The following is a 21,976-nucleotide window of genomic DNA, read 5'->3' as shown; positions in this document are numbered from 1 at the left end:
CTTGGCCAAACCCGTTCGCGCGAACTTTTCTACAGCGAGATCTGCGGGTCGGACTCCGGATCGGTGGTGTCCACGCCCTTCTCCTGCGCCTCCTCCACCAGCCGCGCGATCGAGGTCAGCGGGATGCTGGCCCAGGTCGGGCGGGAGCGGGTCTCGTAGACGACCTCGTAGACCGCCTTGTCCAGCTCGTAGGCCCGCAGCACCGCGGCCTCGGCACGCGGGTCCCGGCCGGAGGCGAAGGCATAGCCGTCGCAGAACGCCGAGCGGTTGCGGACCGCCCACTCGTCGGCGCGGCGGAAGAGCTGCTGCTGCTCGTGCTCGTCGGCGTCGGCCAGCGTGACCTGGTGGTAGACGGCGTAGTCGAAGGACCGCAGCATCCCGGCGACGTCGCGCAGCGGCGAGTCCATCCGGGTGCGCTCGGCGAGCGGGGCCGCGGGCTCGCCCTCGAAGTCGATGAGCAGCCAGCCGCGCGGGGTGCGCAGGGTCTGGCCGAGGTGCAGGTCGCCGTGCACCCGCTGGGTGGGGATCTCGCCGGTCAGCGCGTCGTACACCGCGCGGATGCCGTCGACGTGCTCGCCCAGCGCGGGCACCTGCGACGCGGCCTCGGTCAGCCGGGCGGTGAGCGCGGCCCGCAGCTCGTCGGCGTCGCGGGTGCCGGTGCCCAGCGCCGCGGCCAGCTCCGTGTGCACCAGCGCGACCGTCTCGCCGAGCCGGCGGGCCTCGCCGGCGAAGTCGCCGCCGACCTCGTTCGCGAACAGGTCGCCCTCGGCGAACAGGTCCCGCACGCTGGTCAGCGCCATCGCCCAGCCCTCGGCCGAGTTCGACGCGAAGTCCTGCAGCATCCCGAGCGTGGCCGGCCGGCCGTCGAGCGAGCCCTCCACCGCGCCCTGCAGCGACGCCACCTGCTCGCTGCCCTCAGCGCGCAGCGCGCGGTGCAGCTCGAGGTCCGGGTTCACCCCCGGCGCCACCCGGCGGAACAGCTTGAAGATGCTCCGGTCGGCGAACGCGACCGAGGTGTTGGACTGCTCCACGCCGAGGATCCGGCCGGCGACCCCGCCCTGGATCTCGACGCCGGGCTCCGGCACGAACCGGACGTCGCCGTAGGTGCGACCCTCCCGGATGGCCTCGTGCAGGAAGGCCGTGGCCTCCTGGTCCCACATCGCGTCGTACGCGATCCGGTCGCCGACGGCGCCGATCGTGGCGTACTCCAGGTCCGGCGCGGGCTGGTACCGCCGCCCGACCAGCAGCTGGTAGTGCTCCGGCGCGGTGCCGTCGGCGAAGGTCACCCGGAGCAGGCACAGGTCGAGGAGCAGCTCGCCCTCGCCGATCAGGGCGGTCGAGCTCGCGACCGCGACGGACTCGACGGGCCTGCCCTTCGCCGGGAACCAGCGCTGGCGCGCCAGGTAGTCGGGCAGGTGGGCCGGGAGCTCCTCGGCGAGCGCCGTCATGCAGTGTCCTCCGCGGGCTTGATCGAGAACCAGTAGAAGCCGTGCCCGGGCAGCGTGAGCAGGAACGGCAGCTGGCCGATCCGCGGGAACGGCACGCCGCCGGTGAGCTCGTGCGGGATGTACCCCTCCCAGGTCGAGAGGTCGAGCTCGACCGGCTGCGGGAACCGGCTCATGTTGTTCACGCACAGGACCGTGTCGTCGCCGTACGTGCGGGTGTACGCCAGCACCGACGGGTTGGACCCGCCCAGCTCGTGGAAGTCGCCGAGGCCGAAGGCGTGGTGGCGCTTGCGGGCCTCGATCATGTGCCGGGTCCAGTGCAGCAGCGAGGTCGACGAGTTCGACTGCGCTTCGACGTTCACCGCCTGGTAGCCGTACACCGGGTCCATGATCACCGGCAGGTACAGGCGGCCGGGGTCGCACATGGAGAACCCGGCGTTGCGGTCCGGGGTCCACTGCATCGGGCTGCGGACGGCGTCGCGGTCGCCGAGCCAGATGTTGTCGCCCATGCCGATCTCGTCGCCGTAGTACAGGACCGGCGAGCCGGGCAGCGACAGCAGCAGCGCGGTGAACAGCTCGAGCTGGTTGCGGTCGTTCTCCAGCAGCGGGGCGAGCCGGCGGCGGATGCCGATGTTCGCCTTCATCCGCGGGTCCTTGGCGTACTCCGCGTACATGTAGTCGCGCTCTTCGTCGCTGACCATCTCGAGCGTGAGCTCGTCGTGGTTGCGCAGGAAGATGCCCCACTGCGCGCCGGACGGGATCGGCGGCGTCTGGGCCAGGATCTCCGAGATCGGGAAGCGGTTCTCCCGGCGCACCGCCATGAAGATGCGCGGCATCAGCGGGAAGTGGAAGGCCATGTGGCACTCGTCGCCGCCCACCTCGGGGTCGCCGAAGTACTCCACGACGTCCGACGGCCACTGGTTGGCCTCGGCGAGCATGACCCGGCCCGGGTACTCGTCGTCCATCACCTTGCGGCAGCGCTTGAGGAAGCCGTGCGTCTCGGTGAGGTTCTCGCAGTTCGTGCCGTCCCGCTCGTACAGGTAGGGCACGGCGTCGAGCCGGAAGCCGTCGATCCCGAGGTCCAGCCAGAACCGCAAGACGTCGATCATCGCCTCCTGCACGGCCGGGTTGTCGTAGTTGAGGTCCGGCTGGTGGGAGAAGAAGCGGTGCCAGTAGAACTGGCCGCGGACCGGGTCGTAGGTCCAGTTCGAGGACTCGGTGTCGACGAAGATGATCCGCGCCTCGGGGTAGCGCGTGTCCTCGTCCGACCACACGAAGAAGTCCCCGTACGGGCCCTCGGGGTCGCGGCGGGAGGCCTCGAACCAGGGGTGCTGGTCCGACGTGTGGTTCATGACCAGGTCCGTGATCACGCGGATCCCGCGCTTGTGGGCCTCGTCGATGAGCACCACGAAGTCCTCGACCGTGCCGAACTCCGGCAGCACCGCGCGGAAGTCGCGGATGTCGTACCCGCCGTCGCGCAGCGGGGAGTCGTAGAAGGGCGGCAGCCAGAGGCAGTCCACGCCGAGCCACTGGATGTAGTCCAGCTTCTCGGTGAGCCCGCGCAGGTCGCCGAAGCCGTCCCGGTTCGAGTCGTTGAACGCACGGACGAGCACCTCGTAGAAGACCGCCGTCTTGAACCACTGCGGGTCGACCTCGAGGGCGCGCGCGTGCCCGTAGTCCTCGGCGTCCGGCTCGTTGACGACGAGCTCGCCGCTGTCCGTCTCGACCGTCTCACTCATCGGTTGCGGACTCTATCCGGGCCGGCCCGGTTTCTCAGTCTGGAACGCGGGCCGACCACCGCCCTTTCCGTTCGCGACCGGATCACCCTCCGCTCGCGGCCGTGGCGGCGTGCTGCGAGTCGACGGCCTTGCGCAGGGCCTTGGGGACGGGGCCGGTGCGGGCGGTGAGCGCCTCGATGCGGTCCTTGCGCTGCTTCGCATCGGCTCGGCCCACGACCGTCCGCAGCCGGGCCGCCGCGGCGAGGGCGACCGCGGCGGCGTCGGCCTCGGCGATCCCCTCGGGCCGCACGCCGTGCCGGGCCGAGCGGGCGGAGTCGAGGAGCGCCGCGGCGCGCAGCAGCAGGCCGCGCTCGCCGGAGCCGGTGAAGCGCTTGCGGGTCGGGTCGTAGCTCAGCAGGTAGAGCTGCTCCGCCAGGGAGAGCGGGGTGGTCGGCACGGGTCCTCCTCCGGTGTCCGGGCGGGATCAGTCCTCGGGGTGCTCGCCGGTGTCCCGCTCCTCGCGGCGGGGCCGCCCGGGGCGGCGCATCGGCCCCGCCGACCCGGGCAGCCGGCCGGCGTCGGACAGCGCCCGGCGGAGCAGGAACTCGATCTGGGCGTTGGTGCTGCGCAGCTCGTCGTCGGCCCACCGGACGAGCGCGTCGTGCACGGCCGGGTCGAGGCGCAACAGGATCTTCTTGCGCTCGGAGGGCATCCGGTTACGAGTAGAGCGAGCCCGTGTTGACGACGGGCTGGGTGTCGCGGTCGCCGCAGAGCACCACCAGCAGGTTGCTGACCATGCTGGCCTTGCGCTCCTCGTCGAGGTCCACGACCTCCTGCTCGCTGAGCCGGTCGAGGGCCTGCTTGACCATGCCCACCGCGCCCTCGACGATCTTCTCCCGGGCCGCGACGACCGCGCCGGCCTGCTGGCGGCGCAGCATCGCCTGGGCGATCTCGGGGGCGTAGGAGAGCCGGGTGATGCGGGACTCGATCACCGCGACGCCCGCCGACTCCACCCGCGCCGCGATCTCCGTCGACAACCGGCCGGTGATCTCGTCGGCGTTGTCCCGCAGCGAGAGCCCGGGTGCGCCCTGGTTGTCGTACGGGTAGCTGGTCGCGATGTGCCGGACCGCGGTCTCGGACTGGATCGCGACGAACTCCACGAAGTCGTCGACCTCGAAGCTCGCCTTCGCGGTGTCCCGGACCTGCCAGACGACGACGGCGGCGATCTCGATCGGGTTGCCGTCCGCGTCGTTGACCTTGGCGAGCTCGGTCTCGTGGTTGCGGATCCGGGTGGAGATCTTGCGCCGCTGGGTGAACGGGTTGAGCCAGCGGAAGCCGCTGGTGCGGATCGTGCCGAGGTAACGGCCGAACAGCTGCACCACGCGCGCCTCGCCGGGTGCCACGGCGGTGAGCCCGCCGGCGAGGATCAGGCCGACCACCAGCGCGAACGCGCCCAGACCGGTGCCGACGGGGCCGAGCACTCCGCTGAGGGCGAGCAGTGCGATGCCGCCGAGGACGAGCACCAGGACCACGGCCAGCATCCCGAAGCCGCCGGCTCCGGTGAGCGGGCGCTCCTCGACGTGCGGCTGCGGCATCTCGGGAACGTCGGGGGCCGGGGCGAGGGCGGGGGAGTCGGACATGGCGGGCTCCTTTCGTGACATTCCCACCATAGCAAAGTGATATCAGTTTTTGCCACCACGATTCGGCACACACGACCCGGCACACACGACCCGGTACACACGACGACGCCCGCTCCGCACGGGTGCGGGACGGGCGTCGTCGGGAAGGGGGCGGGGTCAGCCCCGGTGCACGCGCAGGATGTGCGCGACGTTCTCCAGCGGCTGCAGCCGCACGTAGTTGCGCTCCTGCCAGCGGAAGATGTCCCCGGTGATCTCGTCGGTCACGGTGAACGAGTCGTTCCAGCCCAGGCCCAGCTCCGGCATGTCGAGCCGGACCATGCCGTCGCGCACCTCGTGGGAGTTGAGCGTGACGACCACGATCACCGCGTCGCCGCTCTCCGGGTCCCGCTTCGAGTAGACGAGCAGCTCGGGGTTGTCCACCTCGTGGAAGTGGATCTCGCGGATCTGCTGCAGTGCCGGGTGGCCGCGGCGGATCTCGTTCAGCCGGCCGAGGAACGGCTCGAGCGAGCGGCCCTCGTTCAGCGCGGCCTGGAAGTCCCGCGGGCGCAGCTCGTACTTCTCCGAGTCGAGGTACTCCTCGCTGCCCGGCTTGACCGGGGTGCCCTCGAACAGCTCGAAGCCCGAGTACACGCCCCAGGTCGGGGACATGGTCGCGGCCAGCACGGCGCGGATCGCGAACATCGCGGGGCCGCCGGTCTGCAGCGACTCGTGGAGGATGTCCGGAGTGTTGACGAAGAGGTTCGGCCGGCACTCGTCCGCGCGCTCGGCGTGCATGAGCGCGAACTCGGCCAGCTCCTCCTTCTCCGTGCGCCAGGTGAAGTAGGTGTAGCTCTGGGTGAAGCCCAGCCGCGCGAGCCCGAAGAGCCGGGCCGGGCGGGTGAACGCCTCGGCCAGGAACAGCACGTCGGGGCAGCGCGCCTTGACCTGCCAGATCAGCCAGTGCCAGAAGTTCGGCGGCTTGGTGTGCGGGTTGTCCACCCGGAAGATCCGGACCCCGTGCTCGACCCAGTGCAGCACGACCCGCAGCGCCTCGGCGTAGAGCCCGGCGGGGTCGTTGTCGAAGTTGATCGGGTAGATGTCCTGGTACTTCTTCGGCGGGTTCTCCGCGTAGGCGATCGACCCGTCCGGCCGCACCGTGAACCACTCCGGGTGGGCCTCGACCCACGGGTGGTCCGGCGCGCACTGCAGCGCGAAGTCGAGCGCGACCTCCATGCCCAGGTCCTTGGCGCGGGCGACGAAGGAGTCGAAGTCGTCGAGCGTGCCGAGCTCGGGGTCGATCGCGTCGTGCCCGCCGTCCGCGGAGCCGATGGCCCACGGGGAGCCGACGTCGCCGGGCTCGGCGTGCACGGAGTTGTTGCGCCCCTTGCGGTGCACCGTGCCGACGGGGTGGATCGGCGGCAGGTACACGACGTCGAAGCCCATGCCGGCGATCCGGTCGAGCTCCTTCGCCGCGGTGACGAACGAGCCGTGCACGGCGCGGCCGGTCTCGTCCCGCCCGCCGGTGGAGCGGGGGAAGAACTCGTACCAGGAGCCGAACAGCGCCCGCTCGCGGTCGACGTAGACCTGCTGGGTGCGGCCGCGGGTGATCAGCTCGCGCACCGGGCGCTCGGTCATGATCGCGTGCACCGCCGGGAAGAGCGCCGGGGCGACGCGGGCGTGCAGCGGCAGCGCGGTGTCCCGCAGCGCGTTGGCGGCGCCGAAGAGCAGGTCCCGGTTGGCGCGCTCGCTGGGCCGGCGGCCCACGCGCTGCAGCAGCCGGGCGCCGCTCTCCAGGTCGTTGGCCAGCTCGTCGGCGGTCTGGTTGGCCTTGAGCTTGGCCTCGACGGTGTGCCGCCAGGTGGCCCACGGGTCGCTCCAGGCGTCCACCCGGAAGGTCCACAGCCCCGGCTCGTCCGCGACGACGGTGGCGGCGAACCGGTCCGTGCCCACCCCGTCCGGCAGCATCCGCACGTGCTCGGCCTGGGCGGTGGAGCCGAGCCGCTTCCACACGACGTTGGCGGCCACGGCGTCGTGTCCCTCGCGCCAGACCGTGGCGCGGACCGGGATCACCTCGCCGACCACGGCCTTGCTGGGATGACGGCCGTCGCCCACCGCAGGACTGACGTCATCGATCCCGAGCCGACCGGTCATCGACGCCACCCCCGCTTTCGTTGATCGGATTGCACGCCGTCGACCCGCATCGCGTGCGTCACAACCGTACCTACCCCGTCCACCGCCGCGTGTAACGGGACCGGGCGCGGCGGCACAGGTTCACACGCTCTTCACCGAGCCGCCGGGACCGCCCGGCGACCCGCCCGCGGCGAGCGGTCGATCCAGCTGCGCAGCGTGACGGCGCGCGAGCCCGGCGGCCTGCACGGCACCCGTCCGCGCGTGGGCACGACTCCACCCGATCGTGATCGACGGGAGGTCCCGCCGCCCCCCCGCGTCCCGGGCGGGGGGTACCGCTGGATCGGTCACCTGACCGATCCCGTACTACTCTCCGCCCCCGTGAGAGCCCTCCGCCGCTTCACCGTCCGTGCACAGCTGCCGGAACGGCTGGCCCCGCTGCAGACCCTGGCGACCAACCTGCGGTGGAGCTGGCACCCGGCCACCCGCGAGCTGTTCGCCTCGCTCGATCCCGACGCGTGGGAGCGGTCGGGCGAGGACCCGGTGCGGCTGCTCGGCGAGATCCCGACCGCGCGGCTGACCGAGCTGGCCGAGGACGCCGAACTGGTGTCGACCGTCGCCGGCCTGGCCGCCGACCTGGAGCGCTACCTCACCGAGGACCGCTGGTACCAGGGCGAGGAGGGGCGCGGGCGGGCGGGACGACCGGATGCGATCGCCTACTTCTCCATGGAGTTCGGCGTGTCCGAGGTGCTGCCGAACTACTCCGGGGGCCTCGGCGTGCTGGCGGGCGACCACCTCAAGGCGGCGTCGGACCTCGGGGTGCCGCTGATCGGCGTCGGGCTGCTCTACCAGTCCGGGTACTTCCGCCAGTCGCTCTCCCTCGACGGTTGGCAGCTCGAGCACTACCCCGTCCTCGACCCGCAGGGCCTGCCGCTGCAGCTGCTCACCGGCGCCGACGGCGAACCGGTGGTCGTCGAGGTCGCCATGCCCGAGCGCCGCACGCTGGCCGCTCGGGTGTGGCAGGCCGCCGTCGGGCGGGTGCCCCTGCTGCTGCTCGACGCCGACATCGAGGCCAACGACGCCGACCTGCGGACCGTCACCGACCGGCTCTACGGCGGCGACCAGGACCACCGCATCAAGCAGGAGATCCTGATCGGCGTCGGCGGCGTGCGGGCGGTGCGCGCGTACTGCGCCGCGACCGGGCACCCGGAGCCCGAGGTCTTCCACACCAACGAGGGCCACGCCGGCTTCCTCGGCCTCGAGCGCATCCGCGAGCTCCGCTCGGCGAAGGGCCTCGACTTCGACCAGGCACTGGCCGCGGTCCGCTCCGGCACCGTGTTCACCACGCACACCCCGGTCCCGGCGGGCATCGACCGCTTCCCGGTCGACCTGGTCCGCCGCTACCTCACCGACGCGCTGCTGCCCGGCCTGCCGACCGACCGGCTGCTCGCGATGGGCTCCGAGGACGACCCGGCCATGTTCAACATGGCGCACATGGGGCTGCGGCTCGCGCAGCGCGCCAACGGCGTCTCGCGGCTGCACGGCGAGGTCTCGCGCGGCATGTTCGGCGGCCTCTGGCGCGGATTCGACGCCGAGGAGGTGCCGATCGGCTCGGTCACCAACGGCGTGCACGGGCACACCTGGGAGTCCCCGGACGTGGCCGCCCTGATCGGCGAGCCCGGCGCCGGCTTCGCAGCCTCCTCCACGTCGAGGGTCGGTTCCGCACGCTCCGCCTCCGCCCTCGACCACGTCGGCGACGCCGAGCTGTGGGGCCTGCGCAACGCCCTGCGCGCCCGGCTGGTCGACGAGGTCCGCCGCCGCGTGCGGGCCGCCTGGCTGGAGCGCGGGGCGTCCACCCCGGAGCTCGGCTGGACCGACCACGTCTTCGACCCGGACGTGCTCACCGTCGGCTTCGCCCGGCGCGTGCCGACCTACAAGCGGCTCACGCTGATGCTGCGCGACCCGGCGCGGCTGCGCGACCTGCTGCTCGACCCGCACCGCCCGGTGCAGCTGATCGTCGCCGGCAAGTCCCACCCGGCCGACGACGGCGGCAAGGCGCTCATCCAGCAGATCGTCCGGTTCGCCGACGACCCGGCCGTGCGGCACCGCATCGTGTTCCTGCCGGACTACGACATGTCGATGGCCCGCTACCTGTACTGGGGCTGCGACGTCTGGCTGAACAACCCGCTGCGCCCGCTCGAGGCCTGCGGCACCTCCGGCATGAAGTCGGCGCTCAACGGCGGGCTCAACCTCTCCATCCGCGACGGCTGGTGGGACGAGCTCTACGACGGGAGCAACGGTTGGGCGATCCCCACCGCCGACGGCATCGACGACCCGCACAAGCGCGACGACCTCGAGGCCCAGGCGCTCTACGAGCTGCTCGCCACGCAGGTCGCCCCTGCGTTCTACGAGCGCGACTCCGGCGTGCCGCCGAAGTGGACCGCGCTGGTCCGGCACACCTGGGAGACCCTGCGGCCCCAGGTCCAGGCCACCCGGATGGTCCGGGAGTACGTCGAGGACTGGTACGCGCCGGCCGCCGAGGCCGCCCGCACCGTCACGGACTCGGACTTCGCCGGGGCGAAGGAGATCTCGTCCTACCGCGAGAAGCTGAACGGCGCGTGGACGAAGGTGCAGGTCACCGGGGTCGACGCGTCGGGCCTGCCGGACACCCCCGTCGTCGGCGCGCCCATGACCGTGCGGGCGGCGGTCGACCTCGGCGGCCTCTCGGCCGACGACGTCACCGTCGAGGCGATCGTCGGCCGGGTCGACGAGGCCGACGAGCTCGACGACACGGTCCGCATCGCGATGAAGCACGTCGGCGCCACGGACGGCACGGACCGCTTCGAGGCCGTGGTACCGCTGCCGCACGCGGGCCTGGCGGGCTACACGGTCCGGGTCCTCCCGCAGCACCCGCTGCTGACCTCGCCCGCCGAGCTGGGCAAGGTCGTCCTCGCCTGAGGGCTGTGCACGAACGGACGGCGCTCCCGCACCTCTCGTGAGCGGGAGCGCCGTTCGTGCAGGTGGGCGTCGACCTCCCGTGGGTCGCCCTCGCGTGGGGTCGACCTCGCGTGGGGTCAGCCGCAGCCGCAGGCCCCGCCGCAGCAGCCGCCCCCGCCGCCCATCGGAGCCATCGCGGGGCCGGCGCCGGCACGACCGCCGGCACGGCCGCCGAGCGAGACGGTGGAGAGCAGCTTGACGGTGTCGCCGTGGCCCTGCGGGCAGGCGGCCGGATCCGAGGCCGCGGCCATGGGGCGGTCGACCTCGAAGGTCGTGGTGCACTCGCGGCAGCGGAACTCGTAGCGCGGCATGGTCGGAAGAGTACGCCGCGGGGCCCGGTCACAGCCATGATCCGCGGACGGGCAGCGGGACGACCGGTTCGTGGACGTTCTGCCGCCGCGGCGTGGATCAGGGCACCGTGGATCGGCGCGGCGTCGGATCAGTGCGGCGTCGGATCAGTGCGGCGTCGGATGACCGGGGTGTCGGTCACCGGCGCGGGGTGTCCGCGTCCGGGTGGCCCAGCACGCGGTCGAGGCCGTGGATGAAGGCTGCCCACTCGCGGCGCCGGGAGGTCAGGATGCGCCGACCCAGCGGCGTCAGCGAGTAGTGGCGCCGGTCGGGCCCGAGCGTGATCAGCCGGTCGTTCTTCAGCCGGTGCAGGCGGCGGTAGGTGGTCTGCAGGGAGGGACGGAACACGCCGTCGCTGCGCTCGCGGAGCAGGTCGTGCACCACGCGCCCGTTCTCCGGCCGCTCCTCGGCGATAGCGAGGATCAGCAGGTCCAGCTGGCGGGTGTCCCGCAGCCGCACCTCGCCGTAGCGGCGGGTCCTGCGGGCGGCGTCGGCCCGTTGCGGGGCCGGCGAGCCGCTCCGCCCTCGGCTCGTGGTGGTTCGGCGGTCCCCGCGGTCGTCGTCCGCCCGGGGACGCGCGCGCGAGCGGCGCTCGGTCCTGTCGTCGGGGGAAATGGGTTCGCTCCTCGGGTCGGGGTCAGGGGCATCGGTGGTGCCGGCGTCCTCGTCGCCGGCCTCGTGATCGGCGTCGTCGGTGCGGGCGCCGGTGTCGGCGTGGTCGGTGTCGGCTCGATCGGTGTCGGCGACTTCGCGGTCGGCTCTCTCCGTGTCCGCGTCTCCTGTGGCCTCGTCGATGTCGTCCTCGGCGTCGTCGTCGGCGTCGTCCTCCGGGTCGTCGACGGCGGCGTCCTCGGCGGGCGCGCCGGTGCGACGACCGGCGGGCCGTCGGCGGCGGCGCGCCGGACGGAGGGCCGCGGCCGGGGCACCGAAGGCCGAGGACAGGTCCCGGGTGGGCCGGTTCATGCCCGTGCCTTCCTCCGTGTCCGGCCGCGCGGCCGTTCGGCCTCCTCGGCGGCCTGCAACGCGGTGAGCACCTCGACGCCGAGCGCCCGGTAGTCGCCGGCGACGCTCGCGGCCGTCGCGGAGATCCGCCTGGTCCGAGTGCCCGAACGCAGCTCCTCCCACCAGGCGGGCTGGGCGGCGGCCTCCACCTCGAGCTCGTGGGCGAGCTTGCCCAGCCGTCGCGCGTCCTGGGCGGTGCGCTCGGCGTGCCGGATGGCGGTCTCGAACCGCGGCGAGGAGCCGCCGAAGGCCTCGTCGATGGCTGCGAGGGCCTCGCCCTGCACCGCGCGGGCGCGACTGCCCGTGGCGAACAGCACCACGCCGAGCAGCCCGAGCCGGGCGTTGATCTCGCGGGCGAGGGTGAACCGCTCGGCGACGAGCGTCATGCCGAGCAGCCCGCCGAGGTCGGACTTCGTGGGCATCAGGACCCAGCGGGCCGACCCCAGCGCGAGGTCGGTGAGGATCGTCGACTCCGGCGGGCAGTCGACGAACACCACCTCGTAGTCGGTCGCGACCGGCGCGAGCACGTCGCCCAGCACCCGGAACGCCTCGCGCCCGTGGTGCTGGAGGCGGGAGACCATCACCGGGGTCAGGTCCTCGAGCCGGGCCCCGCCGCACACCACGTCGAGCTGCGGCCGGACGTCCCGCGCCGGGTGCAGCGGCGTCCCCGCGATGATCGAGGCGAGCAGCCCGGCGCCCTCGTCGTCGATGTCGGAGCCGCGGTAGCCGAGGTCGTCGGCCAGGTTGGCCTGCCGGTTGAGGTCGAGGAGCAGACAGCGGTAGCCCGCACCGGCGAACTGCCCGCCCAGGTTCGCGGCGATCGAGGTCTTCCCGACGCCGCCCTTGTCGTTCACGATCGCGATCACGCGGGACAGCGCGGACTCGCGCTCACGGTCGCTCGAGCGCCCGGCCACGGGCCACCTCCGCAGTGGTCGACGACGGGCGGTCCGGAACGCGCCGCCCGGGAGCAGGGTCCTGCGCTGGTACCCGACCGCGCGCACCGACACACCCCCACGCGACGACGGCGTCCGACCTGGTCAGCGGAATGGTGCGGACGTCGCAGTAGTGAGTAGGCCGAGCGAACCAGTGCTTCTCGGTGCTACTCAGTCCGGGTTCGATCCGCGCCCGCGCCGTCGGGCCGTCCGTTCCCCGCCGCCGCTGCGACCCGAGGAGCCACTCCGGGTGCGCTGCGCCCGTGTCCCGCGACCGGCCAGACCCCGCTGGCTCGTCACCCGCGAGGGGCGGGTGCGTGGGGTGAGGAGATCGCGGAGCTCGTCCTCGGAGGGCTCGGCGTGGTCGACGGGCTCGTCGTCCTCCTCGGCGGAGTCCTGTTCTTCGGCGGAGTCCTCGTCCTCGGCGGAGTCGTCCTCTTCCGCGGAGTCCTCCACGTCGGCGGAGTCGTCCTCGGCGGTGTCGTCCTCGGCGGTGTCGTCCTCGCCGGTGTCGTCCTCGTCGGCGTCCTCCTCGTCGGCGTCCTCCTCGTCGGCGACGTCCTCGTCGGACTCGGCGGTCAGGGACTCGTCGTCGGCCTCGTCCGTGTGGTCGTCGGCGTCGGCGGAGTCCTCGTACTCGTCCTCCTCCGAGTCCTCGTCCGAGTCCTCGTCGTACTCGTCGTCGGCGGGCTCGGATTCGTCGTCGGCCTCGTCCGAGTCCTCGTCGTACTGGTCCTCGGCGGGCTCGGACTCTTCGTCGTACTCGTCGTCGGCGGGCTCGGACTCTTCGCCGGCCTCGTCCGAGTCCTCGTCGTACTCGTCGTCGGCAGGCTCGGGCTCCTCGGCGGTGTCGTCCTCGGAGCGGTCGTCCTCGTACCCGGCCTCTTCGGCGCCGGCGTCGTCGTCGTACTCCTCGTCGGCTTCCTCGTCGCCCTCGGCGTCGTCGTACTCGTCCTCGTACCCGTCGGTGTCCTCGGTGTCCTCGTCGTACTCGTCCTCGGCCTCGCCGGGCTCCTCGTCCCCGAGTTCCTCGCGGTCCTCGGGCGCGATCCCGTCCTCGAGCTCGTCCGGAGTGGTCTCGTCCTCAGCGGAGGCGGCCGGCGCTGCGCCCTCGCCGGTCAGATCGGCCACGACCTGCGCCTCACCGGTCTCCTCGACCCGGATCCGCAGGGTCAGCTTCTTGCTGCCGAGCATGATGTAGCCGCTGATGTCGGCCAGGTCGCCGGACCGCGTCCCGTCGGGCTCGTTCTGCTCCGGTTCTGCCATCACAGGTCCTCCTCCTGCTCGCGCGGCGGACCCGTGGTCACCGCGGCCCGCCTGAAATGGCGGGCGGCGCGCGGATGCCCGACGGGCCCGGAGCCACAAACTCGACCGGACCGAAGTTCGGCCGTTCGTCCGGCGGGCGGCGGCCGACCGGGTGATCAGCCCGGAATGCGCCGGAACAGCAGAAGCGAGTGCGGCGGGAGCGTGATGGTGCTGCGCGGCCGCAGGGGGCGCTCCGAGACCGGGCAGCCGTCCTCTCTCGTGCTGTCGAGCACCGGGACGAGGGGCGAGCCTCCGCCCGGCAGCACACAGGGAGCGCCCGTGCCGCCGGCGTGCAGCAGGAACACCCACTCCCCGGCGAGCAGGCCGAGGGAGCGGGCGTGGGCGTCGTGCCAGTCGTCCTGGGTCAGCGGCCGGCCGGAGGGGTGCCACCACCGCACCTCCTCGTCGCGGAGGAAGCGGTCGCGGTGCAGCGCGGGGGAGGCCCGGCGGATCGCGGCGACGCGGGCGACGAACCGGGTCATCGCGTCGGCCGCCCCCGGGTCGAGCTCGTCGGGGGACCAGTCGACCCAGGTGGCGGCGTCGTCGAGGCAGTAGGCGTTGTTGTTGCCCTGCTGGGTCCGCCAGCGCTCGTCGCCGCCGAGGATCATCGGCGTCCCGATCGACAGCAGCAGCGTGCCGAGCATGGCCCGGGCGGTCGCGCGCCGCCGCGCCCGGACGACGGGCGACGACGTCTCGCCCTCCACCCCGAAGTTCTGCGAGCGGTTGTCGTCCGTGCCGTCGCGGTTCTGCTCGCCGTTGGCCTCGTTGTGCTTGCGCTCGTAGGAGACGAGGTCGCGCAGGGTGAAGCCGTCGTGCGCGGTCACGAAGTTCATCGACGCCCACGGCCGCCGCCCGGACAGCGCGTACAGGTCGGAGCTGCCGGTCACCCGGGACGCCAGCTCGGCGATGTGCCCGTGGCCGCGGAAGAAGTCCCGCACGGCGTCGCGGTAGCGCCCGTTCCACTCCGACCACGCGACGCCGAAGCCGCCGACCCGGTAGCCCTCGCCGGTCGCGTCCCACGGCTCGGCGATGAGCTTGCAGGTCGACAGCACGGGGTCCTGGGCGATCGCGGTGAGCAGCGCGGAGTTCGGGTCGAACGGGCCGGAGTGCGGCCGGCCGAGCACCGAGGCCAGGTCGATGCGGAAGCCGTCGACGCCGTAGTGGGTGACCCAGTGCCGCAGGGCGTCGCACACCAGGCGGATCACGGTGGGGGAGCCGGCGTCGAGCGTGTTGCCGGTGCCGGTGATGTCGGCGTCGTGGCCGAGGCCGCCGAGCGAGTAGTAGGCGCGGGCGTCGAGGCCCCGGTAGGAGAGCGTCACGCCGCCGACGCCGCCCTCGCACGTGTGGTTCGGGACGAAGTCGAGGATCACCTCGATGCCCGCCCGGTGCAGCGCGTCCACCATGGACCGGAACTCGGCGGTCTCGGCGCCGGGCGTGCTCGCGTACCCGCCGTGCGGCGCGAGGAAGCCGAGCGTGGAGTAGCCCCAGTAGTTGCGGGCGCCGCGCTCGAGCAGGGCGGGCTCGGACGCGCTCGCGCACACCGGCAGCAGCTCGACGGCGGTGACCCCGATCCGCAGCAGGTGGTCGACGACCGCCGGGTGCGCCAGTCCCGGGTACGTGCCGCGCAGCTCCGGCGGGACCTCGGGGTGCCGCGCCGTGTACCCCTTCACGTGCAGCTCGGCGACGACGGTCTCCGACCACGGGACGTCCGGGCGCGGCGGCAGCGGCGTGCGGTCGGGCGCCTCGACCACCGACAACGGCACGGCGCCGAGCGAGTCGACCCGGCTCGCCGGACCTGTCATCGGGTCGTCGACCCAGCCGTACGCGGCCCGCAGGTCGGTCACGTCGCCGGTGATCCGCCGCGCGTACGGGTCGACGAGGATCTTGTGCGGGTTGAACCGGTGGCCCTCCCACGGGCGGTACGGGCCGTGCGCCCGGAAGCCGTAGCGCTGCCCCGGCCGCACCCCCGGCACGTGCCCGTGCCAGACGCCGAAGGTCCGCTCGGGCAGCTCCACCCGCCGCTCGACCAGCTCCCCGGGTGCACCGTCCACGAGACACACCTCGACGGCGTCGGCGCTGGTCGAGGCGACGGCGAAGCGCACCCCGGTGTCGTCGACGTGGGCACCCAACGGGAAGACAGGCACGATCGGCGAGGATAAGGGGGTGAGTTCCCCCGGATCGCCCGCCGGCGCAGAAACCTCCGTGCAGAGCGTCACACCCGATCTGTCCGATCTCGTGATCAACATGGACGGGGTCTCCGTCCGCCGCGGGAAGACCGTGCTGCTCGACTCCGTCGACTGGCAGGTCGAGCTCGACGAGCGCTGGGTCGTCCTCGGCCCCAACGGCGCCGGCAAGACCACCCTGCTGCGCCTCGCCGCCGCCGAGATGCACCCGACCGCAGGCACCGTCGAGATCCTCGGCGAGCGGATGGGCCGGGTGGCGGTGTTCGAGCTGCGCCCACGCATCGGCCTGACCTCGGCGAACCTCGGCATCCGGATCCCGGGCGACGAGGTCGTGTCCGACGTCGTGGTCAGCGCCGGGTACGGCGTCCTCGGCCGCTGGCGGGAGCGCTACGACGCGATGGACACCGAGCGCGCGGAGCACCTGCTCGCGCAGCTCGGCATGGCCGGGTTCGCCGACCGCGAGTACCGCACGCTCTCCGAGGGCGAGCGCAAGCGGGTGCTGATCGCCCGCGCGCTGATGACCGATCCCGAGCTCCTGCTGCTCGACGAGCCCGCCGCCGGCCTGGACCTCGGCGGCCGCGAGGACCTCGTGTCGCGGCTGTCCACCCTGGCGCTCGACGCCGAGGCGCCGGCGTCGGTGCTGGTCACGCACCACGTCGAGGAGATCCCGCCGGGGTACTCGCACGGCCTGCTGCTGCGCGACGGGAAGGTCGTCGCCGCCGGGCTGCTCGACGACGTCCTCACCGACGAGAACCTCACCGCCACCTTCGGCCTGCCGCTCGCCGTGCAGCGCCGCCGCGGGCGGTACAGCGCCTGGCTGCGCTGAGGTGGCACGAGCGGCGACACGAGAACGGGCCCTCCCCGTCGGGTGAGCGGGCGGGCCCTGGCGCCCGCCCGCCGGGTTAGGGTCCGGGCGTGACGGAATTCGTGAGGCTCGAGGTCGACAACGGGGTGGGCACGATCCGGCTGGACCGGCCCCCCATGAACGCGCTCAACCGGCAGGTGCAGGGGGAGCTGCTGCAGGTCGCGCAGGAGGCCGCGACCAGGGCGGACGTCCGGGCCGTGATCGTCTACGGCGGCGAGAAGACCCTCGCGGCGGGCGCCGACGTCAAGGAGATGGCGACCATGTCCTACTCGGACATGGCCCCGCAGGCCCGGGCGCTCTCCGCCGGGCTCGGCGCGCTCTCGATCATCCCGAAGCCGACCGTCGCCGCGGTCACCGGCTACGCCCTCGGCGGCGGCCTCGAGGTCGCCCTGGGCGCCGACCGCCGCATCGTCGGGGACAACGCCAAGCTCGGCTTCCCGGAGATCCTTCTCGGCATCTTCCCCGGCGGCGGCGGGACCCAGCGGCTCGCGCGGCTGATCGGGCCGTCGCGGGCCAAGGACCTGATCTACACCGGCCGGTTCGTCGACGCCCAGGAGGCGCTCGCGATCGGGTTGGTCGACGAGGTCGTCCCGGCCGACGAGGTGTACTCCCGGTCCGTCGAGTACGTCTCGCAGTTCACGTCCGGGCCGGCCCTGGCCTACGCCGCCGCGAAGAAGGCGATCGACGGCGGCCTCGACACCGACCTGCGCACGGGCCTCGACATCGAGTCGGAGCTGTTCGCGGGCGTGTTCGCCAGCGACGACGCCGCGATCGGCATGAAGTCCTTCGTGGAGAACGGCCCCGGCAAGGCGAGCTTCACCGGCCGCTGACCGCTGTGCGCGGTGGTGGTGCTCCGGCACCACCACCGCGCACGGGCACCGGAGGTGCAGATGGAGCGCGAGCTGGTGGTGCTGGGGACCGCGAGCCAGGCGCCGACGCGGACCCGTAACCACAACGGCTACCTGCTCCGATGGGACCGGGACGGGCTGCTGTTCGACCCCGGCGAGGGCACCCAGCGGCAGATGCTCTTCGCGGGGATCGCGGCGAGCGTCGTCACCCGGATCTGCCTGACCCACATGCACGGCGACCACTGCCTCGGCGTGCCCGGCGTGGTGCAGCGGCTCTCCCTCGACGAGGTCGCGCACCCGGTGCACGCGCACTACCCGGCGTCGGGGCAGGAGCACTTCACCCGGCTCCGGTACGCCACCTCCTACCGGGAGCGCGCGGACCTGCGCGAACATCCCCACGACCGGGACGGCGTCGTCGCTCGGGACGAGCTCGGCGCCCTCGAGGTCCGGCGCCTGGAGCACCCCGTCGAGGCCTTCGGCTATCGGCTCGTGGAGCCCGACGGCCGCCGTATGCTGCCCGACGCGCTGGCCCGCGCCGGCATCACCGGCCCGCGCGTCCGCGAGCTGCAGGCCCGCGGCGAGCTCGACGGCGTGCGCCTGGAGGAGGTCAGCGCGCCGCGTCCGGGCCAGGTGTTCGCTTTCGTCATGGACACCCGGCTCTGCGACGGCGTCCACGCCCTGGCGGACAGCGCGGACATGCTGGTCATTGAGGCGACCTTCCTGCACGAGGACGCCGACCTCGCCCACGCCTACGGCCATCTCACCGCGCGTCAGGCCGCGGCCGTCGCGGCCGAGTGCGGGGTACGCACGCTGGTGCTCACGCACTTCTCCCAGCGCTACACCGAACCGGAGCGGTTCGCGGCGGAGGCGCGGGAGGTGTTCGACGGCGAGCTGGTGGTCGCCGAGGACCTGATGCGGATTCCCGTGCCGCCGCGGGTGGTCGTCGGGCCGACCTAAGATCTGCGCCCGCCCCCGCGTACGCGTCCACGGCCCGGCCGGCGCAGGGTCGCGCCCGGGCCGCACCGGCCCTCGCTAGGGTCGCTACCCATGAGTACGGACCAGGTGCCCACCCCGCACGCCACCGCCGAGCAGGTCGAGGCGGCGTGGCAGGACCCGAAGCTGGCCAACGTGCTCTACCACGACTGGGAAGCGGGCACGTACGACGAGAAGTGGTCGATCAGCTACGACGAGCGCTGCATCGACTACGCCGCCGGCCGCTTCCGCCTGGCCACCGGCTGGGACGGCCGCCCCTACGGGCACGCGCTGGAGCTCGGCAGCGGGACCGGCTTCTTCCTGCTCAACCTGATGCAGGCCGGTGTCGCGGAGAACGGCTCGGTCACCGACCTCTCGCCGGGCATGGTGCAGGCCGCGCTGCGCAACGCCGAGCACCTCGGCCTCCCGGTCGACGGGAAGGTCGCCGACGCCGAGACGATCCCGTACCCGGACGACACGTTCGACCTGGTCGTCGGGCACGCGGTGCTGCACCACATCCCCGACGTGGAGCAGGCGTTCCGCGAGGTGCTGCGCGTGCTCAGGCCGGGCGGCCGGTTCGTGTTCGCCGGCGAGCCCACCACGGTCGGCGACGCCTACGCCCGGAAGCTCTCGCAGTGGACGTGGAAGGCCGCCACCACCGTCACCAGGCTGGGGCCGCTGCGGGGGTGGCGCCGCCCGCAGACCGAGCTCGACGAGTCGAGCCGCGCCGCCGCCCTCGAGTCCGTCGTCGACATCCACACCTTCGACCCGGCCGAGCTGGAGCGGATGGCCGAGCGCGCCGGCGCCCGCGGGGTCCGCGCCGTCACCGAGGAGCTCACCGCCGCGATGCTCGGCTGGCCGGTGCGGACGTTCGAGGCCGCCGTCCCGCCCGGGAAGCTGGGCTGGAACTGGGCGATGTTCGCCTACCACTCCTGGCAGCGGCTCTCGGCGCTCGACGCCGTGCTCGGCCGCGTCGTCCCGCGGGCCTGGTTCTACAACGCGCTGATCTCCGGCACCAAGCCCCGGTAGGACTACGGATCCGGGCGGCCCGGCGGACCGGCAGGCTCGCCGGTGTGTTCCGTGCCGCCCCCGTTCCCGCCACACTGATCGACGTGGAACGCCCGCTCGAGCCGCTGTGGCGCGGCGTCGTCGTCTACCGCGTGCTCACGCTGGTGACGGTGATCGGGGTGTCGGCCTTCCACATGACCGACTACGCGGCGCCGTGGGGCGCGGCGCTGGTGCTCGCGGTCATGACGGCCTGGACCGCGGTGCTCGCCCGCGGCTACCTCGGCGCCGGGTTCGAGGACCGCCGCGGGCCGCTCGCGCTGGCCGACCTCGCCGTCAGCGCGGGGATCATGCTCACCACGCCGCTGATCGTCACCGACGCCCAGCTCGACGCCTCGGTCCCCGGCATGGGCTCGATCTGGACCTCCGGCGCGGTGCTGGCCTGCGCGGTGGCGTACCGGATCGTCGGCGGGGTGGTCGCGGCCGCGGTGATCTCCGCGGCGTTGGTGCTCGCCAAGTCCCGGGCCACCCTGACCGAGCTCAACGACATCCAGATCCTCGTGCTCGCCGGGCTCACCGTCGGCTACGCCTCGCTCGTGCTGCGCCGGGCTGCCGAACGGGTGCGCCGGGCCGTCGCCGAGGAGGCCGCCGCGGGGGAACGGGAGCGGCTGGCCCGGGCGGTGCACGACGGGGTGTTGCAGGTCCTCGCGCACGTCGGGCGCCGCGGCGCGGACCTGGGCGGGGCCGCGGCCGAGCTCGGCGCGCTGGCCGGCGAGCAGGAGGTCGCCCTGCGTACGTTGTTGACCAGCGGCAACGCCCAGGTGGACGCCGAGGGGCGGCGCGATCTGGCGGCGACGCTGCGGGCGGCGGCGTCGGGCCGGGTCACGGTGTCGGCGCCCGCGCACCCGGTGGAGCTGCCGGCCGCGACGGTCGCCGAGCTCGACGCCGTGGTGCGTGCCGCGCTGGCCAACGTCGAGCGGCACGTCGGCGCCGCCGCCCCGGCCTGGGTCCTCGTCGAGGAGCTCGACGGCGCGGTCGAGATCAGCGTGCGCGACGACGGCCCGGGCATCCCCACCGGCCGGCTCGCGGAGGCGGAGGAGCAGGGGCGGCTCGGGGTGGCGCAGTCGATGCGGGGACGCGTGGCCGGGCTCGGCGGCACCCTCGACCTCGACACCGGGCCCGGCCGGGGCACCGAGTGGACGATCCGGATCCCGGCCCGGGTGGACGAGCGCAGGGAGAGCGTGTGAGCGTGACCGTGATGGTGGTCGACGACCACCCCATCTGGCGCGAGGGCGTGGCCCGGGACCTGGCCGAGCGCGGCCTCGAGGTCGTGGCCACCGCGCCCGACGCCGGCGCCGCCGTCCGGATCGCCCCCGCGGTGCGGCCGCAGGTCGTGCTCATGGACCTCAACCTCGGCGGGACGTCCGGGGTGGACGCCATCGCCGGGATCGTCTCGACGCTCCCGGACACCAGGGTGCTCGTGCTGTCGGCGAGCGGCGAGCACGCGGACGTGCTGGAGGCGCTCAAGGCCGGCGCCACCGGCTACCTGGTGAAGTCGGCGAGCGCCGAGGAGCTGGTCGACGCGGTGCACCGCACCGCCCAGGCCGTCCCGGTCTTCACCCCCGGGCTCGCGGGGCTGGTGCTCGGCGAGTACCGGCGCCTGGCCCAGCGCCCGGAGGGGGAGCCCGCGGTGCCGGCGCTGACCGAGCGCGAGACCGAGGTGCTGCGGCTGGTCGCGAAGGGCCTCACCGCGAAGCAGATCGGGGAGCGGCTCGTGGTCTCGCACCGGACCGTCGAGAGCCACGTGCAGAACACCCTGCGCAAGCTGCAGCTGCACAACCGCTCCCAGCTCGTCCGCTACGCCATCGAGCAGGGTCTCGCCGACGACTGACCCCACCGGGTGTTCCCTGCGTCGAAAGGCCACACCCTTCGACCAGATTTCCCGGCCACACCGGCACGGCGAGCGGGCGGTCGCGCTCCGTCGTCAGGCAATCGACAGGTTGCCCCGGGTTTGCGTGATCAGTTCGGGTGGGGACCCCCGCCACGTCCGCCGGGACCCGGAGGAGTGGACCGGCGGACTCGGATCCGGAGGAGAACGAGATGTTCGCAGCCCCGCGCCCCGCCGCGCCCGGCGACCGGAGCGGGCCGCCGGGGTCGGGGGCCGTGCCGCCCCGGCGCCCACGGCAGGCGCTCGGGCTCGGCACCGACGTGACGCGCGGCGCCTGGGGGCTGATCTCGCTGCTGAGCCCCGAGGCGGTGGTCGGCGTTCTCCACACTCCGGCCACGCCGCGCGCCCGCGCCGTCGTCCGTGTCCTGGGCGCGCGTCACCTCGTCCAGCTCGCGGCCGTCCGTCTGGTGGGCACCCGTACCGGTCGCGCCGGTGGTGCGGTCGTCGACGGGCTGCACGCGCTGAGCTGCCTCGCCCTGGCAGCCGGCTCCCCGACCTGGCGACGAGGAGCGTGCGCCGACGCCGTGGTGGCCGGTGTGTTCGCCGCCCTGGGCGCGGGCGCGACCGCTCGCCCCCGACGGCCGGCGCGCTGACCGGCTGGGCGAACCTAGGTGGCTGGTGTCGAACGGTCGGTTCGGCAGTGTGGGCTGCTCGGTTGGCTG

General features: G+C 73.4%; 19 protein-coding genes. 8 read left to right on the top strand and 11 right to left on the bottom strand.

Translation table 11 applies throughout. The features are described 5' to 3' along the window. Positions 1-29: 29 nt before the first annotated feature. From LWC33_RS19810 to LWC33_RS19785, 6 genes are all read right to left on the bottom strand, one after another. Entirely contained in the window at positions 30-1,448 is a 1,419-nt protein-coding gene (locus tag LWC33_RS19810; RefSeq protein WP_233305906.1) for a maltokinase N-terminal cap-like domain-containing protein, read from the bottom strand. Then, on the bottom strand, positions 1,445-3,184 hold the full coding sequence (treS, locus tag LWC33_RS19805; protein ID WP_233305905.1) for a maltose alpha-D-glucosyltransferase: 1,740 nt from the start codon (positions 3,182-3,184) through the stop codon (positions 1,445-1,447). Before treS ends, LWC33_RS19810 begins: the two co-directional genes overlap by 4 nt. Before the next feature lie 82 nt (positions 3,185-3,266). Beyond that, a complete protein-coding gene (locus LWC33_RS19800; RefSeq protein ID WP_233305904.1) occupies positions 3,267-3,620 on the bottom strand; it encodes a hypothetical protein in 354 nt (117 codons plus the stop codon). Between the two features lie 27 nt (positions 3,621-3,647). Then, positions 3,648-3,875: a type II toxin-antitoxin system antitoxin gene (locus LWC33_RS19795; protein ID WP_233305903.1), complete on the bottom strand. Its 228-nt coding sequence runs from the start codon at positions 3,873-3,875 to the stop codon at positions 3,648-3,650. Between the two features lie 4 nt (positions 3,876-3,879). Next, the gene (locus tag LWC33_RS19790) at positions 3,880-4,803 is read right to left on the bottom strand and encodes an SPFH domain-containing protein (RefSeq protein ID WP_372476655.1); all 924 of its coding nucleotides are present in this window, start codon (positions 4,801-4,803) and stop codon (positions 3,880-3,882) included. A gap of 156 nt (positions 4,804-4,959) precedes the next feature. Continuing rightward, entirely contained in the window at positions 4,960-6,933 is a 1,974-nt protein-coding gene (locus tag LWC33_RS19785) for an alpha-1,4-glucan--maltose-1-phosphate maltosyltransferase (RefSeq protein WP_233305902.1), read from the bottom strand. Between the two features lie 357 nt (positions 6,934-7,290). Between LWC33_RS19785 and glgP the strand changes: the two genes are divergently transcribed. Beyond that, entirely contained in the window at positions 7,291-9,867 is a 2,577-nt protein-coding gene (gene glgP, locus LWC33_RS19780) for an alpha-glucan family phosphorylase (RefSeq protein WP_233305901.1), read from the top strand. A 116-nt stretch (positions 9,868-9,983) separates the two neighbouring features. Here glgP and LWC33_RS19775 read toward each other — a convergent pair whose 3' ends face one another. The 5 genes from LWC33_RS19775 to glgX form a co-directional block, all read right to left on the bottom strand. Continuing rightward, the gene (locus tag LWC33_RS19775) at positions 9,984-10,217 is read right to left on the bottom strand and encodes an FmdB family zinc ribbon protein (RefSeq protein ID WP_233305900.1); all 234 of its coding nucleotides are present in this window, start codon (positions 10,215-10,217) and stop codon (positions 9,984-9,986) included. A gap of 175 nt (positions 10,218-10,392) precedes the next feature. After that, a complete protein-coding gene (locus LWC33_RS19770; RefSeq protein WP_233305899.1) occupies positions 10,393-11,217 on the bottom strand; it encodes a PadR family transcriptional regulator in 825 nt (274 codons plus the stop codon). Then, on the bottom strand, positions 11,214-12,170 hold the full coding sequence (locus tag LWC33_RS19765; protein ID WP_233305898.1) for a ParA family protein: 957 nt from the start codon (positions 12,168-12,170) through the stop codon (positions 11,214-11,216). The genes LWC33_RS19770 and LWC33_RS19765 overlap by 4 nt, the downstream gene beginning before the upstream one ends. Positions 12,171-12,359: 189 nt before the next feature. After that, positions 12,360-13,454, bottom strand: coding sequence for a hypothetical protein (locus LWC33_RS19760; protein ID WP_233305897.1), 1,095 nt, complete (start codon positions 13,452-13,454; stop codon positions 12,360-12,362). Between the two features lie 155 nt (positions 13,455-13,609). Continuing rightward, complete coding sequence (gene glgX, locus LWC33_RS19755; protein ID WP_233305896.1) at positions 13,610-15,637, bottom strand: glycogen debranching protein GlgX; 2,028 nt, start codon at positions 15,635-15,637, stop codon at positions 13,610-13,612. 100 nt (positions 15,638-15,737) lie between these two features. On the opposite strand from glgX, the gene LWC33_RS19750 reads away from it, so the two are divergent. The 7 genes from LWC33_RS19750 to LWC33_RS19720 all read left to right on the top strand — a co-directional run bounded on the left by LWC33_RS19750 (position 15,738) and on the right by LWC33_RS19720 (position 21,907). Further along, a complete protein-coding gene (locus tag LWC33_RS19750) occupies positions 15,738-16,502 on the top strand; it encodes an ABC transporter ATP-binding protein (protein WP_233305969.1) in 765 nt (254 codons plus the stop codon). A gap of 89 nt (positions 16,503-16,591) precedes the next feature. After that, positions 16,592-17,371: an enoyl-CoA hydratase/isomerase family protein gene (locus tag LWC33_RS19745; RefSeq protein WP_233305895.1), complete on the top strand. Its 780-nt coding sequence runs from the start codon at positions 16,592-16,594 to the stop codon at positions 17,369-17,371. A 60-nt stretch (positions 17,372-17,431) separates the two neighbouring features. Then, complete coding sequence (locus tag LWC33_RS19740) at positions 17,432-18,346, top strand: ribonuclease Z (RefSeq protein ID WP_233305894.1); 915 nt, start codon at positions 17,432-17,434, stop codon at positions 18,344-18,346. Between the two features lie 90 nt (positions 18,347-18,436). After that, entirely contained in the window at positions 18,437-19,390 is a 954-nt protein-coding gene (locus LWC33_RS19735) for a class I SAM-dependent methyltransferase (RefSeq protein ID WP_233305893.1), read from the top strand. An 83-nt stretch (positions 19,391-19,473) separates the two neighbouring features. Then, positions 19,474-20,613, top strand: a complete 1,140-nt coding sequence (macS, locus tag LWC33_RS19730) for a MacS family sensor histidine kinase (RefSeq protein ID WP_233305892.1) — start codon at positions 19,474-19,476, stop codon at positions 20,611-20,613. Further along, on the top strand, positions 20,610-21,257 hold the full coding sequence (locus LWC33_RS19725; RefSeq protein ID WP_233305891.1) for a response regulator: 648 nt from the start codon (positions 20,610-20,612) through the stop codon (positions 21,255-21,257). Before macS ends, LWC33_RS19725 begins: the two co-directional genes overlap by 4 nt. A gap of 209 nt (positions 21,258-21,466) precedes the next feature. Then, entirely contained in the window at positions 21,467-21,907 is a 441-nt protein-coding gene (locus tag LWC33_RS19720; protein WP_233305890.1) for a hypothetical protein, read from the top strand. Positions 21,908-21,976: the final 69 nt, after the last annotated feature.

Source organism: Pseudonocardia terrae (genome assembly GCF_021343995.1).
In the GTDB taxonomy this organism is placed as follows: Bacteria; Actinomycetota; Actinomycetes; order Mycobacteriales; family Pseudonocardiaceae; genus Pseudonocardia; species Pseudonocardia terrae.
The sequence above is the reverse complement of the archived record's forward strand: the minus strand, read 5'-3'. Positions and strand labels throughout refer to the sequence as shown.

What these genes read in the sequence shown, in the direction of transcription:
- LWC33_RS19770 (WP_233305899.1), bottom strand. Translation starts at nt 11,217, where the DNA reads ATGAACCGGCCCACCCGGGACCTGTCCTCGGCCTTCGGTGCCCCGGCC.
- LWC33_RS19750 (WP_233305969.1), top strand. Translation starts at nt 15,738, where the DNA reads ATGGACGGGGTCTCCGTCCGCCGCGGGAAGACCGTGCTGCTCGACTCC.
- LWC33_RS19760 (WP_233305897.1), bottom strand. Translation starts at nt 13,454, where the DNA reads ATGGCAGAACCGGAGCAGAACGAGCCCGACGGGACGCGGTCCGGCGAC.
- LWC33_RS19740 (WP_233305894.1), top strand. Translation starts at nt 17,432, where the DNA reads ATGGAGCGCGAGCTGGTGGTGCTGGGGACCGCGAGCCAGGCGCCGACG.
- LWC33_RS19795 (WP_233305903.1), bottom strand. Translation starts at nt 3,875, where the DNA reads ATGCCCTCCGAGCGCAAGAAGATCCTGTTGCGCCTCGACCCGGCCGTG.
- LWC33_RS19775 (WP_233305900.1), bottom strand. Translation starts at nt 10,217, where the DNA reads ATGCCGCGCTACGAGTTCCGCTGCCGCGAGTGCACCACGACCTTCGAG.
- LWC33_RS19785 (WP_233305902.1), bottom strand. Translation starts at nt 6,933, where the DNA reads ATGACCGGTCGGCTCGGGATCGATGACGTCAGTCCTGCGGTGGGCGAC.
- LWC33_RS19720 (WP_233305890.1), top strand. Translation starts at nt 21,467, where the DNA reads ATGTTCGCAGCCCCGCGCCCCGCCGCGCCCGGCGACCGGAGCGGGCCG.
- LWC33_RS19810 (WP_233305906.1), bottom strand. Translation starts at nt 1,448, where the DNA reads ATGACGGCGCTCGCCGAGGAGCTCCCGGCCCACCTGCCCGACTACCTG.
- LWC33_RS19735 (WP_233305893.1), top strand. Translation starts at nt 18,437, where the DNA reads ATGAGTACGGACCAGGTGCCCACCCCGCACGCCACCGCCGAGCAGGTC.
- LWC33_RS19790 (WP_372476655.1), bottom strand. Translation starts at nt 4,803, where the DNA reads ATGTCCGACTCCCCCGCCCTCGCCCCGGCCCCCGACGTTCCCGAGATG.
- treS (WP_233305905.1), bottom strand. Translation starts at nt 3,184, where the DNA reads ATGAGTGAGACGGTCGAGACGGACAGCGGCGAGCTCGTCGTCAACGAG.